At 43.1% G+C, this 15,536-nt stretch carries 16 protein-coding genes; all 16 read right to left on the reverse strand.

Features of this window, described 5'->3' with window-relative positions:
- Nucleotides 1-47: 47 nt before the first annotated feature.
- Nucleotides 48-473, reverse strand: coding sequence for a TIGR02530 family flagellar biosynthesis protein (locus G589_RS0100825; protein WP_022767248.1), 426 nt, complete (start codon nucleotides 471-473; stop codon nucleotides 48-50).
- A 27-nt stretch (nucleotides 474-500) separates the two neighbouring features.
- Nucleotides 501-1,178 (reverse strand): flagellar hook capping FlgD N-terminal domain-containing protein, encoded by a 678-nt coding sequence (locus G589_RS18415; RefSeq protein ID WP_051192096.1) that lies wholly within the window; start codon nucleotides 1,176-1,178, stop codon nucleotides 501-503.
- A 26-nt stretch (nucleotides 1,179-1,204) separates the two neighbouring features.
- Nucleotides 1,205-2,689: a flagellar hook-length control protein FliK gene (locus tag G589_RS0100835; protein WP_026520733.1), complete on the reverse strand. Its 1,485-nt coding sequence runs from the start codon at nucleotides 2,687-2,689 to the stop codon at nucleotides 1,205-1,207.
- Nucleotides 2,690-2,844: 155 nt separating this feature from the next.
- Entirely contained in the window at nucleotides 2,845-3,804 is a 960-nt protein-coding gene (locus G589_RS0100840; RefSeq protein WP_081668885.1) for a methyl-accepting chemotaxis protein, read from the reverse strand.
- Between the two features lie 17 nt (nucleotides 3,805-3,821).
- Complete coding sequence (locus G589_RS0100845) at nucleotides 3,822-4,880, reverse strand: FIST signal transduction protein (RefSeq protein WP_026520735.1); 1,059 nt, start codon at nucleotides 4,878-4,880, stop codon at nucleotides 3,822-3,824.
- Nucleotides 4,881-5,046: 166 nt separating this feature from the next.
- A complete protein-coding gene (locus G589_RS18420) occupies nucleotides 5,047-6,000 on the reverse strand; it encodes a hypothetical protein (protein ID WP_051192097.1) in 954 nt (317 codons plus the stop codon).
- Complete coding sequence (locus tag G589_RS0100855) at nucleotides 6,001-6,459, reverse strand: flagellar export protein FliJ (RefSeq protein WP_026512313.1); 459 nt, start codon at nucleotides 6,457-6,459, stop codon at nucleotides 6,001-6,003. It lies immediately after the preceding gene.
- 11 nt (nucleotides 6,460-6,470) lie between these two features.
- Complete coding sequence (gene fliI / locus G589_RS0100860) at nucleotides 6,471-7,829, reverse strand: flagellar protein export ATPase FliI (RefSeq protein ID WP_026520736.1); 1,359 nt, start codon at nucleotides 7,827-7,829, stop codon at nucleotides 6,471-6,473.
- 12 nt (nucleotides 7,830-7,841) lie between these two features.
- A complete protein-coding gene (locus tag G589_RS0100865) occupies nucleotides 7,842-8,717 on the reverse strand; it encodes a FliH/SctL family protein (protein WP_026520737.1) in 876 nt (291 codons plus the stop codon).
- Nucleotides 8,710-9,741 (reverse strand): flagellar motor switch protein FliG, encoded by a 1,032-nt coding sequence (gene fliG / locus G589_RS0100870; protein WP_022767255.1) that lies wholly within the window; start codon nucleotides 9,739-9,741, stop codon nucleotides 8,710-8,712. The genes G589_RS0100865 and fliG overlap by 8 nt, the downstream gene beginning before the upstream one ends.
- Before the next feature lie 27 nt (nucleotides 9,742-9,768).
- The gene (fliF, locus tag G589_RS0100875) at nucleotides 9,769-11,388 is read right to left on the reverse strand and encodes a flagellar basal-body MS-ring/collar protein FliF (RefSeq protein WP_026520738.1); all 1,620 of its coding nucleotides are present in this window, start codon (nucleotides 11,386-11,388) and stop codon (nucleotides 9,769-9,771) included.
- 33 nt (nucleotides 11,389-11,421) lie between these two features.
- Nucleotides 11,422-11,766, reverse strand: a complete 345-nt coding sequence (gene fliE / locus G589_RS0100880; protein ID WP_022767257.1) for a flagellar hook-basal body complex protein FliE — start codon at nucleotides 11,764-11,766, stop codon at nucleotides 11,422-11,424.
- A 14-nt stretch (nucleotides 11,767-11,780) separates the two neighbouring features.
- The gene (gene flgC, locus G589_RS0100885) at nucleotides 11,781-12,227 is read right to left on the reverse strand and encodes a flagellar basal body rod protein FlgC (RefSeq protein WP_026518887.1); all 447 of its coding nucleotides are present in this window, start codon (nucleotides 12,225-12,227) and stop codon (nucleotides 11,781-11,783) included.
- Nucleotides 12,228-12,242: 15 nt separating this feature from the next.
- Complete coding sequence (flgB, locus tag G589_RS0100890; protein WP_026520739.1) at nucleotides 12,243-12,638, reverse strand: flagellar basal body rod protein FlgB; 396 nt, start codon at nucleotides 12,636-12,638, stop codon at nucleotides 12,243-12,245.
- Nucleotides 12,639-12,845: 207 nt separating this feature from the next.
- Nucleotides 12,846-13,625, reverse strand: coding sequence for a GTP-sensing pleiotropic transcriptional regulator CodY (codY, locus tag G589_RS0100895; protein ID WP_026520740.1), 780 nt, complete (start codon nucleotides 13,623-13,625; stop codon nucleotides 12,846-12,848).
- A gap of 183 nt (nucleotides 13,626-13,808) precedes the next feature.
- Nucleotides 13,809-15,506 (reverse strand): HAD family hydrolase, encoded by a 1,698-nt coding sequence (locus G589_RS20785; RefSeq protein WP_051192098.1) that lies wholly within the window; start codon nucleotides 15,504-15,506, stop codon nucleotides 13,809-13,811.
- Between the last annotated feature and the right edge of the window lie 30 nt (nucleotides 15,507-15,536).

A 15,536-nucleotide genomic window follows, 5' to 3' on the forward strand; every position in this document is an offset into this window, starting at 1 on the left:
CCTGGCAGGTCGGGTACGTCCACCCCTATTGACCTGCTTCGGTCCAATCATGCAATAACTGCTCCGTCGATATTTGTGAATACGTTGTTCTTGTTTTCTGTCTGATCCATTGCTGTCACTACTGTGCTGCTGGGTACATTAACGATAAATGCCAGCTGATCAACTAGGATAAGTGAATCCTTGATGCCCTTCTCCATGGCTTCTTCTCTTCCATGTGAAAGTCTCTGCATCTGGTCCTGTGTAAGCTCGATGTTTCTCATGTTTAGTCTGTTCATGGCATGCTTCGAAAACTTAACAGCTCCTTCACTGTTAATATTATCGGCACCTTCTTTAATTTTATTTAGAACAGATGCAAAAGAATTTTCTCCAGTAGGCAAAGAATTATTTTCTTTGCCTACTTTAGGAGTTTTAGGATTTAAAAACTGATCCTGGACCTGTCCTATGGACATATACTGACGATCATCCATTATCATTTTTCTTTCCTCCGATAGTTTTTAGTATCAATCCTTCTCAGTGAAGGTTCTGTGTGTATCTCCTCTGATGTCATCGATACGGTTTACATACTGAAGAAGTGCTGTAACGTAGTTCTTGTCCATCATGTTCTTAGCTCTCTCGTCCATGTTCTCAGTGTAGTACTGATACATAGTGTCAATTGTAAGACCGTGATCTTCTTCCGTAACCATATCAAGGCTTGTAGGAAGCTTGTCGATAGCCTTCTGGAAATCTTTAACAGCTTCCACAGCTGATGTGTAGTTGGGATCAAGAACCTGTGATACATCATCGATACTGTAGTTTGTTCCATTGATGTTAAGGTATGCTTTGTTTCCACTGTAGGTTACGAAATCTACAGTGCCCTCAACTTCAGTTGTCTTTCCTGTATCGGGATTGGTCTGGCTGACAACAACCGTCTTGCCAACCATCTCGGATGCTCTTGAAAGCGACATGGCGTTGGCCATGTTGGAGAGCTGCTCAACCTGTGTAAATGTTGCGTACTGGTTGATGTATTCGGTATTTGAAGTTGGCTCCATAGGATCCTGATATTTCATCTGAGCAACCAGGATCTGCATGAATGCATCCTTGTCATATCCGGTTGGTGCTGTTTTGTTTGTGGTCTCGTTCTTTGCGTTAACCACTTCACCGTTCTTTATAATTGCATTTACTGAACTTACATCTGCCATAATGACCTCTTTTTCTTTGCCTTTAGTTATGCACTAAAGTCAACCATATTGCCATTTGCCGCCATCATCTGAAGCGCTATCTTTTCTGCATCACTCTGTGCTTCTGCTTCTTCGTCAGCTTCGAGCTCCGAAAGGTTTATCCTTCTTAAGGATTTAACCTTTTTCTCAGCTTCTGCTTCACCGGAATGTCTATCATTTCCCTGCTCAAGATTCTGTTCGAATCCGTGGCTTGCAATTGTTACTTCGATTGATGTAACCTTAATGCCCTGCTCATCGAATTTCTGCTGGAGCTGAACCATCTGTGCTTCAACAGCCTCTTTTACAATCTGGTTCTGAGCTGTAAACTTAGCAACGATTCCGTCTTTACCGCTTGTTAAAAGAATATTTACATTGCCAAGGCTTGCCGGATGGAGCGAAAGTTCCATGGAAGTCTCTTCATTCTTTGCTGAAATAGTTATCTTTTCCGTGATCTGTCTGATAATGTTTTCCATCTGCTCTCTGTCTGCGTAAGAAACCATTTCTGAACCTTCTACGCCTGCAGCAGCATCTGCGATATTATTCATTACCTGATTGAAAAGATTTGATGACTCTGCGCCGCTTTGGAGAGAATTTTTGTTGCCACCTTCATTGGAACTGTTTGTGGTGATCTCAACCTTTTTCTCTTCTACCATCGGCTGGTCTGTGAACGCCTCCGACTGTGGTGCATCAGTCTTTGTGTCCTTAACTGCGTTTGCGTTTGGATCAAAAGCTGGTACTGCCTGATCTACTTCGCTTTCGGTTCCTTCAAGTCCCTCCTCAAGCATCTGCCTGAAGTTATCTTTTGCATTTGAAATGCCGGCCTGAAGTTCTTCCTCTGACAGATCGAACTCATTCATAAGTCCGTCCTTCATACTTTCTGCACCCTCCATGAGGTCCTGCAATGAAGTATATATGTCAGTGTCTGTTATGAGATCTATTGTCTCCTCCTGTCCGCTAAGCTGTGTTATCATCTGAGCTATGTTTGCGGGATTCAAAAGATCTACTGCCATGAGGCCAAGTACCTGCATCGCATTTACTACATCATCTTCTGTGATGCCAAGTTCATCTGCGAGCTGAGTCATAAGTTCTTTTCCTGCCTCATTTAAGGATTCCTGCAGCTTTGTATCAGCTTCCGTGCCCTGTGTTTCGTTTGTCACTACTGTATCTTTGCTATCTACCGTGCTCTTAACTTCCTGTGTCTGAGTGTTATCTGTCTGTGCCTTGTCGGCTGAAACAGATGAGGTATCAGCTTTTTCTGTCAGATCAGTACTCTTTGTCTGCTTTGAGTTATCAAGTGATTGATTAACCTGCTTGGAGACATCAGCGGTCTTGTTCTGGATAAGACTTCCCGATACTTTGTTAAGTACCATGTCGAAACTTGCGCCTGCTGCTGTCTTCGTGTCTTTATTTGTGACAGTTGAAACGTTTGTGGCTGCAGTGCCCTGTACAAAGTAAGCTGCCATAGCGCCTACTGCGTTATTTGCACTGCTCATCTAAACCCTCCTTCCATATTTTTTCTTTCGGGCATACATACTCTGCCCATAATCTTTCGTTAAATATATCGGAACATGTATAAATAACTTTAGCTTTATTTGGAAATTTCTTTTAATAAAAAAGGGCGCTGATAAAAGCGCCCTCCGTGGTCTTTTTATTTATCTTTAACTATAGGTGGTATCTGTGAAACCAGATTCTCAATGTGCTCAAACACGCTGCTCTTTGTTGTTCCCAGTGCATTTACCCTGTCAAGCTGCTCAACCAGAGCATCATACTTGTTATTTATTTCAGTGAAGCTGTTTCCGATTCTTCCCAGCTCATCGGAAGCTGTATCTGCAGTATCTGCAATCTCCTTCTGAACAGCATTTGCTCCATTCGCACTTTCAATAATGTCCTTAAAGGTATCCTTTGTCTCGTCAACTTCCTTAAGGCTTCTGTCCATGGCATTTATTGAATTCTCCATGCTGACCGAAAGCTTTTCACTCTCCTGTCCGGCAGCATCGATCGAGGCATTAACCTGGCTGATCATAACCTTGATCTCATCAGCAAGTTCCCTTACCTCAGTTGCAACAACCGCAAAGCCTTTTCCTGCAGCACCTGCTCTTGCTGCTTCGATAGATGCATTAAGGGCAAGAAGATTTGTCTGTGTGGCGATGCCGATGATTTTCTTCATATAATCAGATATCTGATCAACCGCGCTCTTGAAGTTCTCGAATCCCTGAGCCATCTCATCAAAGCTTTCTCTTACTTCATTTGAACTGCTCTTTAATTCTTCAACCTTGTTCTGGGCGGTCTCAACACTGTTTAAGATATTGACCTTAACATCTTCAAATTTGGATGCGCTGTTATTAACAGCATCGAACATCTCATTGAAGGCATCCATCTGTTCGCGCAGCTGGGCGTTACTCTCAATGACAGACTCTACTGCCTCACCCATATCATGGATCTCCGTCAGGGAATTAAGCTCGTTTTGAACAAGCTCCTTCTGGAAGCTCTCGATGGAGTCTGCAATGTAGATCAGGGATTTTAATCTGTCACTGTCATCTCTTGCTGTCTCTTTGACCTGGCTTGCTGCTACCTCTTCGTTCTTTTTCTTGAAAATATCTGTAAGCATACTATCGTCTCTCCTTATTATTCAAATACAACACATGTCATTGTCTGATTAACAAATTGCGAATTGTAATGCTCACCAAATCCAATGAGCCCACAGGAAGTACCAAGAGTAGCAATCTTGCCAAGATATTGGTTAAGCTCTCCTCTTTCCTTTAAAACCAGATATCTGAAAATGCAGTTTACAGAGTATATTCCGGAAATCTTTTTAAAGTCATTTTTGATCTTATTTACAGTTGTCTCAGCGACCTCCATCGGATCTCTCATCTCAAGAAGTGTTAAGATATCTGAGTCATTTATCTGTCTGTAACAGATAAGTCCTGAACCTGCTACATCCTTGATGGAAACGATGCAAACATCATTACCAACCATCTTTCCAAGAGGATTCTTGAAGGTCTGGTTTACAATTTCTTTATCCGTTGAAGTATTGGTAAGCTCCATATAAACCTGTTTTGCGGAGCGTCCGTTAAGTTCACCGAGATAGTATTTTGCTCTGTCCGTCTTTGAAGCAATAAGCTGAGTCTTATCCTTGGGTACGTAGATGTTCTCTTTATAGGTCTTAACCTTACCGCCTTCATTTCTTACAACAGCATAGGTCATTCCGTCAGTATAGATTTTTCCATTGCAGGAAACCTTGCCTGCATCTCCGGTCGCGCCCATAACATGGAGTCCGTATCTGTCGATAAGTCCTCTTATTGTCGTAAGAACCGCAGCATCATTTCCGGTACAGAAATCAATGATCGCAGTGTTATCGCTTCCGGGCCTTACCTTCTTTATATCTTCCTCAAGTCTTGCAATGTCTCTTGCAGGCATGGTGGATACTTTTTCCAAAATGCCTGTGGATACAGAAACTCCCTCCGAAAATGCCATGACAGAAACACCACTCTCAAGGATGGAAGAATCATATCCCATACCGACACAGCCAATACTCGGAACACCGGGGAAAAGAGCTTCCACATCAGCTACAGCTTTTTCAAACCCATCTGCACTACTGGTGAAAACAATAAGCTGTGGGGAGCGAAGTCCGTTCACAGCTTCCTTAACATTACCTGATGCATTCTTACCGTAAAACATTTTCATGAGGCTTATCTCCTTATTATAAAATTTGACCCTAATAACAGTATAACGACTAAAAACCAATATTTTGCAAACGTAATTCTGAAATTTTTCTAAACCATATTCCGTGTATAATTATGCAAAAAAGAGTCCGCTGTTTTCCTACAGCGGACTCTAAAACGACTTATAATTATCCGGTAACTTTTGTAGATTTTTGCTCAAGTGCATTGGGTTCAAGAAGCTGTGTGAGCTTGGCTGCATTTGCCTCTTCCATGGCAGCAAGTATATCGCCTCTGTTCTCAACAGACATCTGAGCCAGTATCTTTGCAACAAGCTGGATCTGATTCTCAGTTACCATCTCATCAAATATCTTGGCAGCGCTCTTTGCCTTCATGCCGGAATAGGTTGTGGCAAAAGCCTTTATTGCTGCGTCATCAACACCGCCCTGAACAACCTTCTTGTAAATTTCGGCAGCAGATTCAGGATCTATCTCTTCATAATACTGCTTATAGGTTTCTGCATCCGGAGCATTTTCTCCGTAAACCACTTCATTGTAGAACTTCTCTCGCTCTTCATAGAACTCTTTTTGCTGAAGTTCAAATGGTTCGAGCCTTGTTACTTCTGCCTTGAGTTTCTCGTTCTCAGCTGCAAGTGCACTGTTTTGCTCCATCTCGGACTGAAGTGCCTGCTCAAGTCTCTTTATATAAGCCTGGGCATCCTCAATAGTTGTAATTGACCCGGTCTGAGCAGCATCACCTGTCACTTCAACGGATGTCTGTGTATCTGTTGTGCCTACTGTGCTCTTCTCATAGGACCCTTCCGGAAGAATCCAGTTCACATACGGAACATCCTTGAGTATTGGGGCAAGCACATCCGATCCAAAGCCTCCGACATCAAGCTTGACCAAAAGAACCATGATAGCAAGCCAGATAAGGATGATCAGAAAGGTTATGACCAAAGTAGCCAGTCCTCCGGCATTGTCGCCGTTTATTTCGGCAGCTCTGTCGGCAAATTCTCTCTCCTGTTCCCTCTGAGCTTTTGCCTGTTCCTTCAGCTTTTTCTTATATTCTTTTTTATCAGCTTTTAGCTTGGCCTTGGCCGCTTTAGGGTCTTCCGGCGCGCGTAATAAATTATTATCAGCCATTTATTCCTCTTCCTTTTGTCGTTGTCCATAAGTAAAGCTGGTTCGCTGATCGTTCTCTTTTGCTTCTTCCTGCTTCTGTTCCTCAAGATATTCTGCAAATGCTCTATCTCTCAAGGTTTCCTGCATTTTCCTCTCCTGAATGTTTCTGGTCAGCTTGACCCTGACCTTTTCAACCCTGTCCTCGTACTGCTTGATGACTCCGGCCTGGTGTTTTATCATTACATCCATTTGAGCAGTTGCATACTGGTTGTCCAAAATTTCCTGAAGCTTTAAGCTGTCTGCATTCCTTAGCTCCTCAGCTTCTTTTATGTAATTCTCTTTTCTCGTAACATATTCCTCAAGTATATCAATCTGCTTGTTAAGTTCAGCCTGAGCCATGGCAAATTCCATCTTGGTCTGGTTCTCAGTCTGCTGCTTGATATTGAGGACGCTCTGCATTTTGTAGACAAATCTTGCCATAGCATAGCCTTTTAATCTCTGAATATACTAAGTAACTGCTCTCTGATATCTTCAAAAGAGAATTTCTCATCCGTTTCCTGAGTGAGGAATGCATTTACCTGTTCTATCTTAGATACTGCGTAGTCAATGTTCTTGTTGGCTCCGCTTCTGTAAGCACCGATATTGATAAGGTCCTCTGCATCGTTGTAGGTGGCAAGAACAGTCTTAAGCTTACCTGCAGCCTTTTTGTGCTCGGGATCTGCAATAGCTGACATACATCTTGAGATGCTGGCCAAAACATCGATTGCCGGGTAATGGTTCTTTTGCGCCAGCTTTCTGTTTAGAACGATATGTCCATCCAGGATACCACGGGCGGTATCGGTAATAGGCTCATTCATGTCGTCGCCGTCTACAAGAACGGTATAAAGACCTGTTATCGAACCTTTTCTTGATCTTCCTGCCCTCTCAAGGAGCTTGGGCATCTCAGCATATACTGACGGCGGGTATCCTCTTGAAACAGGAGGCTCTCCGCTGGCAAGACCGATTTCTCTCTGAGCCATGGAAAAACGGGTAAGTGAGTCCATCATAAGAAGTACGTCTTTACCTTTGTCTCTGAAGTACTCTGCAATTGATGTCGCAGTCTTAGCGGCCTTTAATCTCTCAAGAGCCGGCTTGTCAGAGGTTGCACAGACGACAATGGATCTCTTCATACCTTCTTCACCCATGTCTCGTTCTATGAACTCGCGGACCTCTCTTCCACGCTCTCCGATAAGAGCTATGACATTGATATCCGCCTGAGTATTTCTTGCAAACATACCAAGAAGTGTGGATTTACCAACACCGGAACCTGCGAATATACCGATACGCTGTCCCTTACCTACGGTAAGAAGTCCATCAACAGCTTTAACTCCAAGCGGAAGAACTTCTGATATCGGATCTCTGGTCATTGGATCCGGTGGCTGGTTCTCAACGGAATAGGCTACTCCCCCCTCGAGCTGTACGCCCTGTCCATAGTTGGTTCCATCGATCCTGCCAAGGCCGTCAAGGGTTTTTCCAAGGAGTCCCTCTCCAACGTTAACTCTAAGAGGCGAATCCGTATTTTCCACAATACTGCCATTTCCGATTCCACTGGTGTTCTCATAGGGCATCAGCTGTACATGTCCGTCCTTAAAGCCGACAACCTCAGCCATTGAGGGCTTGACCACGTGATCTGTCATTGCGTCATCAGTCTTTTTCTTGGGATAGATAAGGCATATATCTCCAAGCTTGGCATCTGGCCCTGCCGATTCTATGGTAAGTCCAATGACATTGACCACTTTCCCTCTTGTTCGGTAAAATGGCGCATTCTGCATTTTTTTGTATTTTGACAAATCAACCGAACTTACAAGCATAATCTTCCGCCTTTATCTTCGCTTTCTGTCAAAAGAAAGGAGCTTGAGCTTTCTTGTTATCTCTGACAGCTCAACACCGAGACTGCAGTCGAACACTCCGCTGTCTGATTCGATCATGCACTCATTCTCCTTAAGGAGCGGATCCTCTATTATCTCCATAGAAGTATTGGGAGATGTTATGCAGGCATCCAGTTCCTCTTTCTGTTCCATGATATCGTCATAATCATCCGACGAAATATGGACGATCAGGTCATTTCCGGGCTCAATCCTCGAAAGTGTAGTTTTTAAAAGATGAAGGATTATTCCCTTATCTTCTCTAAGTTCAATGTTAAATACATGCTCATAGATCTGGGTAAGAATATCAACCATTTCAGGCTCAAGCTCATCAACTATCTGCTGATACTGCTTCTCCAAATCTTCTTTTTGCTGCTCATAGTCAGCCTGAAGAGCCTGGGCTGCTGCTACGCCTTCCTGGTAGCCCGCATCATACCCTTCCTTATGGCCTTGCTGCTGGGCCATCTGCATGATCTCCTGAGCCTGGGCATGGGCATTATTAACTATCATATCCGCCTGTTCCTGGGCCTGTTGGAGTTTAAGATCGATCTCAGCCTGCATCGCCTCCATATCAAATTGAGGATCAGGAACTGATTCTAACATGCTCTGATCCTCTGTAAGTTGCGATAGCTGTTCCATATCTATGCCGGGGATAAAATCATCTCCCTCAGCAGTGTCATAGGAGGGCTCTTCCTGAAGCATCTGAGCCCTTTGCCTCTTCATTTCCTGTTCCTGAAAAGCTTCTATTTTGCGGTTTGCAAGCTCGTTGCTGTCGATGATCCTTGCTTCGGATTGATCGTAGCTAACATAGCCGGCTTTAAAAAGATTAGACAACTAACTCATCACCTCCACCTCTGGAGATTACGATCTCGCCTGAATCCTCAAGCTTCCTGATAACGTTGACGATCTTCTGCTGAGCCTCCTCAACATCCTTCATACGCACAGGTCCCATGAAATCCATATCTTCCTTGATCATAGCAGCAAGACGCTTTGAGAGGTTGTTGAAGATTGCGTTCTGAACCTGCTCAGTAGCACTCTTGCAGGCAAGAGCAAGGTCAGAGTTCTCAACCTCACGCAGCACTCTCTGAATAGATCTGTCGTCCAAAAGAAGTACGTCTTCGAATACGAACATCTTCTTTCTGATCTCGTCTGCCAGCTCCGGCTCTTCGATTTCCAGAGTCTCCATAATATGCTTCTCTGTTGTACGATCGACAGTGTTGAGGATCTCTACTACCGCATCTACACCACCGATGATCGTGTAATCCTGGTTTACAAGTGATGACAGCTTTGATTCCAATACCTTCTCTACCTCTTTGATCGTATCCGGACTTGTTCTGTCCATAGCAGCTATACGTTTTGCAACATCAGCCTGTCTGTCAGGTGCAAGTGCAGACAGGATCATGGCACTCTGAGCGGGCGACATATATGACAGGATAAGAGCAATTGTCTGAGGATGCTCGTCCTGGATGAATGTAAGTATCTGCGAAGGCTCGGTCTTTCTGATAAATTCGAAAGGCTTAACCTGAAGAGATGCAGTGAGCTTACTGATGACGTCAAGAGCCTTGTCTTCACCAAGAGCTTTCTCAAGAAGCTCTTTTGCATAAGAGATACCACCTTCTGCGATATACTGCTGTGCAAGACATACTCCGTAGAATTCCTCTAAAACTGCCTCTTTTATCTGAGAGGTGACACTTCTCGTGTTGGCAATCTCCAGAGTAAGCTCCTCAATTTCTTCTTCCTTGAGATGCTTAAATATGGCGGAGGATTTTTCCGGTCCGAGTGCAATCAGTAAAATCGCCGCTTTTTGTGTCCCCGTAAAGTCCGCGGTTAAGGGATTGCCGCCTTCCATGTCCATCATAGTTTCATTACTCCCCTGTAAAAATAATTAAATAAAGTCCTCGTTGAGCCAGTTCCTAAGAAGCGTAGCTGCTGCTTCAGGATTCTCATCCACAAACTTCTCAATAAGTCTCTTTGTTTCAGACCCCTGATCCATCTCGATATCGGTAAGTACCTCTTCAGGCTGTGACTCCAAAAGCTGTTCAACAGAAAGCTCTTCCGGCTGCTCCGGAACCTCTTCTGTCTTCTTGCTGGTCCACATGCTTCTGATGATGATAAATGCCAGAAGTGCGAGGATAACCAGTATAAGTACGATCTGAAGAATATCGGTTACAGTGACAGCACTTCCTGTTCTGTCAAAGAATACATATTCAGTGTAGGCAGCCATGGCAACATTCTCTGCCTTGATACCTGTGGCCTTTGATACCACGTTGATCATATCTTCAGGAACTTCCATGACGGTTGGCTCAGTATTGCCGGCCTTAAACTCGCTCCAGGTCATGTTCTCATGATCTGCAGCCTTGTAATCCTCTTCCTTCATAATGGAATAGTTGATCGCTGTCACAGAAATTGATGACTCATCATATTTGATGCGACCCGGTGCATCCGTCTCGGTCGTGATCTTTTCATTTGGAAGATAGTCCCTTGACTCCTCTGTAATTGATGATGTGGAGTTGGTGTTATCCTGTGTTACGTATGTTGTCTCATCCTCTGCATTGGTGTCAGTTCCGGGTATTCCGCTGATTCCGCTGACATTCTCTGCATTGTAGGTATCTTCGTGACTAAGAACACCCTGAGTCTGATCCTCAGCAGGTGTATAAGTGTGTGTCGTTGTCTCTTTATTGCTGAAATCCATTACCAGGTTGCTGGCAACTTCTATGTTGTCATAAAGCTTGGTTCCAAGTAAAACCTTTTTAACCTCACCCTTAACAAGCTGCTCCGCCTTAGCCTTGGCAGTAAGCTGAGTTGATGCAAGGCCTGCTGTTGTTGTATCCTCTCCTCCGGAAAAGAGCATGTTGCCTCCGGTATCAAGAATGACAATATTATCGGTATTCTCATTTCCCACAGCTGATGCAACGGCTCTCGCAAGATATGCTGCGTTTTCTTCATCAAACTTGCCATCTTCCTTGAGAGTAAGAAGGATCCAGGCATGAGCCTGTTCCTTGTTTCCTATAAGTGTTCCGTCATCGTCGGGAATGTTCAGCTGAACATTGGCAGCTTCTATGGCATCAAACTTTGCAAGGAAGTCCTGCTCAAGTCTTGATTCAAGATAAAGGACATACTTCTTTTGCTTGTCTGATTCTGTTGTTGAAAAGCTTCCGTTGGTAACATTATCGATGCTGTAGGCATAGGACTGAATGTCGTTTGCTCCCAGCAAAAGATTGGCTGATGCCTGATCCTTTTTAAGTACCTTAAACTCAAGACCGTCATCTGAGATCTTGTAGTTTATGGAATTAGAATCAAGAAGGTCTCTGATCTCAGAAGCCTCCTTAGTAGATTGGGCGTTAGCCAATAGAATATATTGCGGCTGGTTAAGTACGGACACCAAAATAATGATGGTCAATAATACAACCGTGCTGGCCCCTATGATCAAGGTCTTTTGCCTGGCTGTAAATTGGTTCCACCAGTCGAGAATTCTCTGCCAAATAGCTCTTAGTCTCTCAGGCATTTATTCTCCCTCCCCTCTATAAAACAAAAAAGCTTAGATCTGCATCTGCGTTAACTCCCTATACGCAGACATCGCACGGTCTCTGATTGCCACTGTGTACTGAAGTGCCATCTGGGCCTTCTGCAGTGCAATTGAAAGATCGTGTGTGTTCTCGGTCTGACCCAGAGCCCACTTTATTTCTTCGTTCTCTGCGTCAGAGAGATATGCATTGGTAGTAGAAATATTATCTACTGCCGCCGAAAAAATACTCTTAAAGGATTCATCATTCCCTGTCTGTGAATCCCCAAGTACGTTATATACCTTGCTGTTTGTCTTCTCAGCATGTCTTATAACATCTGAGGTGACATTGCGAAGCTGAGAAATATCAAGAGATGCCATTTACTTCCCTCCCATTAGCTGTTGCCCAGGTTAAGTCCCTGAGATGCTATGTTCTTGCTGGCATTGAATGCTGTTACATTGGCCTCATAGGATCTGCTGGCATCTATGAGGTTGGTCATCTCTGTAACCGTGTTGACGTTTGGATATGTAACATAGCCATTCTCATCAGCGTCCGGATGTGACGGATCATAGACAATGTTCATCTGTGTCCAGCTGTCATTCTCAACACTCACTACCTTAACGCCTCTTCCCGAGTAGTGGTCGAGCCTCTCGTTAAGGATCCTTGAAAACGGAGTCTGAGTGCCCTTTTCAGCAAACCTTACAACCTTCCTGACATAAGGAGTTCCATCTGCAGTCCTTGTGGTGTTGGCGTTTGCGATATTCTCAGAGATGATATCCATTCGAAATCTCTGAGCCGTCATGCCTGATGAATTGATATTGAAAGAATCAAATATGTTCATGCTGCGCCCTCCTTATCATGAAGACTTGGTAACAGTGTTAATGGTCTGGAACTCATGCTTAAGTCCCTCCATCAGTCCCTGATACTTGAGCTGATTGGCTGCCAAAAGAACGTTCTCTGTATCAACGTCCACGTTATTTCTGTCTGTTCTGTAGGAGAAGCCGGAGTAATCATTGACAACTCTTGCCTCAAGGTGCTTGTCCTTTATGTCGGCAACCTTTTTGTCCATGGTTTTATATCTGGAGTGCCCCAAAGCCCTCTCCAGCTCGCTCTCAAAGTTAAGGTCCTGCCTCTTGTAACCCGGAGTATCGATATTTGCTATATTGTTAGCAATTATCTCATTCCTGGTCCAGGATGCATCGGCCGCTTTATCCATGACATTAATGTAATCAAAGACATTACTGTTTATCAAAAGCCACTCCTCCTTTTTACTCTATTTAATAATAAAATTTTTTTGTGTAAAATACAAGTAAAATATACTTTATATTGTATATCGCAAGTTATTTATCTACAAAATGTATGAAATAAACAAAAAAGGATTTATCGTTTCTGATAAATCCTTTCATCATAATTTCCATCCATGTCGCTGATACTGTTTTACACAATATTCATCGGCAAATTATATTTCCTGCTTTAGCTTTTTGATCTCACCAAAGACCACATCGTTGGTAACCTTAATGTATGTGCCCTTCATTCCCGAGCTTCTGGATTCGATGACCCCTGCACTCTCGAATTTTCTGAGGGCATTTACAATTACGCTTCTTGTTATCCCAACTCTGTCAGCTATCTTGCTGGCTACCAGCACTCCTTCCATTCCGTCAAGCTCATCGAATATATGGATGATAGCCTGCATCTCTGAGAAGGAAAGGGTTCCTATTGCCGATTTAACAACCGCTAGCTTCCTGCTTTCTTCTGCATTCTCCTCATTTACTGCCCTAAGCATTTCAAGCCCGACAACCGTGGTTCCGTATTCACAAAGAATAATATCATCGATGTCGTATGGCTTGTCGGTCTTGTATATGAAAAGAGTTCCCAGCCTCTCTCCGGCTATTTCAATAGGTGTGATTATCGCCTGGAATTTGGAAAAGTCTATGCCTTCAAAACCAAGAGTTTCAAGATTGACATTCTCCTTGGTCGAAAGTATTGTAAGCAGTCTCTCGTTAAGCATCGGATCAATAAAAGACCCAACGTTGTCAACCAAAAGATCACTTAGAGAATCTACATTTTCACTCTCACCAATACCAAGAACCTTGCCCTTTTTACTGATGACAAACATGTTTGATGCTAAAATATCACACAACACTCTGCAGATGTCATTAAATACGACCTTTCCTGAATTACTGTTGTGCAAAAGCTTGCCAATCTTACGTGTCTTGTCCAGTAGCTGCACACTACTCATCAGTTTTCTCCTTTACCAGGTATTTTCCCCACCTTTCATAGTGATTGTTTTTATGTACGTAATAACGTATATAATCTCACTACGCTATTTGTATCATAGCATAAAAAAATAGGCGCTTCAAATAATAAAGCGCCTACAATTATGAAAAAACGTTAAAGTTTTCAGAAAATAAATATATATGAATTAGTTCGGAATTACGTAATCATAATAGAAGTCAAGTCCGTTTGCGGGATTCTTAGTAACATCCTCTCCATATATGGTTGTCCAGTCATTCTTCATTGATACGGGAATCCAGCCATGTTCATTACATAGGTCATACATCTTCTGTGCCTTTGCTTCATTTCCGTATTCTCTGTCAAGATCATCGCAGCAAAGCATGAATGCAAGGCTCTTGTACGGATTGTTATTAACTACATAATCACACATACTGGAGTCTCCGGTACTGTTTCCAAAAGCCAGAACAGGCTGCTCTCCGATTTCCTGCGCAATCACAGACACCTTGTTCATCTTAAGATCCTTAACAACAAATTGTCCTCCGGTGATGATTTTATCATCTTTCTGAAGCTGATATTCAAGACCGTCTTCACCGCCCTGTCCACTGGCAACTATAGTCTCATCAGAACCGATCACCTGACTCATAGGGATGTTCAGATTATCTTTTACAATTCCCCTTGATATTATCCTGTCTGTTCCGCTAACAACATATACAGTAAATCCGTTATCCTGCAAATAGTCTACAACTTCAACCATTGGATTATAGAAGGAATCACTCCTTGTCATACCTTCATATCCGGGAGCAGCTTCTTCTCTGAACTTCAATACGTAATTTAGAAATTCATCAACAGTCATTCCCGCAAATGCAGATGCAACAGCCTGTCCGTGAATCTGCATCATATCCTCCGGAAACTCTCCTGTCTGTATTCCTTTAAGGATTGTATAAGCAGCCTCTTTTTCCGCCTCACTTGCTTTATCCTTGTAATCAGGATCCTGCAAAACTCTGTAGATCAAAAGACAATGATCAAAGTAATAAGGGTTTGTCTCTGCTATAAGAGTTCCGTCCATATCAAATACTGCTATTCTCTTATCTACAGGAATATAATTCGCACTATCCTTGTTAGTAATATCATCAATATAAGAGGTGAGCTGAGCTTTTAATGGTGCTTCATCTGTCCACAAAGAGAGCACTTCTCCACTTTCTGCTCCGCCTTCTGCTCCCATTGTCCATGTGCTTGAAAGAGATACTACCGTAAGAATTATCGAGAGAATTAGTCCTACTATAGGAGCCCATACCGGAATTGCTTTGTTACCACTTTCTTCTACTCCGAGCTGCAAGTTCTTTACCTTTGTGAAAAGAGCTATCGAACCTGCGATGAGTACTCCGGTAAGAGGGATGAATCTGTTGATTCTTCCGTACATAACGCCGGGATATCCAAGAAGAAATACCAGATAAAGAGCAAGTTCCAAAACTACAATTGAGATAGACATTATCTCAGATTCCTTCTTGCCAAGTCTCTCCGAAAGAATCATCAGGCAGCAGGCAATCGTAACCAGTATCAGTCTTGTGATACCGGCGACTACCGGCGCAATGCCTGTTGTTATAATAAGAACTGCTCTTACTACTTCCAGAAGCGCATAGCAGTAAATAATTACTGATAAAAACTTTCTGCTATCTTCTTTAAACTTCACTGTGCCAAAGATGATAATGAGAACACTTACTATGATCTGTCCTGCGTAAACTATGGTTCTCCTAAGTTCGTGAGAACGGAATCCTGCATAGCAGGAAAGAATGATCGCCACAGCAACAAGAACAGTCTGGATTATCATTCCCACCTTAAGTTTTTCCAAAATACCACTTTTTTCATCTTTCACGTTACTACCCATGATGTCTGTTACCTCCAAATTTTATATAAA

The organism is Butyrivibrio sp. VCB2001, from assembly GCF_000423965.1.
Classification (GTDB): Bacteria; Bacillota; Clostridia; order Lachnospirales; family Lachnospiraceae; genus Butyrivibrio.

What these genes read in the sequence shown, in the direction of transcription:
- G589_RS0100825 (WP_022767248.1), bottom strand. Translation starts at nt 473, where the DNA reads ATGATAATGGATGATCGTCAGTATATGTCCATAGGACAGGTCCAGGAT.
- G589_RS18415 (WP_051192096.1), bottom strand. Translation starts at nt 1,178, where the DNA reads ATGGCAGATGTAAGTTCAGTAAATGCAATTATAAAGAACGGTGAAGTG.
- G589_RS0100835 (WP_026520733.1), bottom strand. Translation starts at nt 2,689, where the DNA reads ATGAGCAGTGCAAATAACGCAGTAGGCGCTATGGCAGCTTACTTTGTA.
- G589_RS0100840 (WP_081668885.1), bottom strand. Translation starts at nt 3,804, where the DNA reads ATGCTTACAGATATTTTCAAGAAAAAGAACGAAGAGGTAGCAGCAAGC.
- G589_RS0100845 (WP_026520735.1), bottom strand. Translation starts at nt 4,880, where the DNA reads ATGAAAATGTTTTACGGTAAGAATGCATCAGGTAATGTTAAGGAAGCT.
- G589_RS18420 (WP_051192097.1), bottom strand. Translation starts at nt 6,000, where the DNA reads ATGGCTGATAATAATTTATTACGCGCGCCGGAAGACCCTAAAGCGGCC.
- G589_RS0100855 (WP_026512313.1), bottom strand. Translation starts at nt 6,459, where the DNA reads ATGGCAAGATTTGTCTACAAAATGCAGAGCGTCCTCAATATCAAGCAG.
- fliI (WP_026520736.1), bottom strand. Translation starts at nt 7,829, where the DNA reads ATGCTTGTAAGTTCGGTTGATTTGTCAAAATACAAAAAAATGCAGAAT.
- fliG (WP_022767255.1), bottom strand. Translation starts at nt 9,741, where the DNA reads ATGATGGACATGGAAGGCGGCAATCCCTTAACCGCGGACTTTACGGGG.
- fliF (WP_026520738.1), bottom strand. Translation starts at nt 11,388, where the DNA reads ATGCCTGAGAGACTAAGAGCTATTTGGCAGAGAATTCTCGACTGGTGG.
- fliE (WP_022767257.1), bottom strand. Translation starts at nt 11,766, where the DNA reads ATGGCATCTCTTGATATTTCTCAGCTTCGCAATGTCACCTCAGATGTT.
- flgC (WP_026518887.1), bottom strand. Translation starts at nt 12,227, where the DNA reads ATGAACATATTTGATTCTTTCAATATCAATTCATCAGGCATGACGGCT.
- codY (WP_026520740.1), bottom strand. Translation starts at nt 13,625, where the DNA reads ATGAGTAGTGTGCAGCTACTGGACAAGACACGTAAGATTGGCAAGCTT.
- G589_RS20785 (WP_051192098.1), bottom strand. Translation starts at nt 15,506, where the DNA reads ATGGGTAGTAACGTGAAAGATGAAAAAAGTGGTATTTTGGAAAAACTT.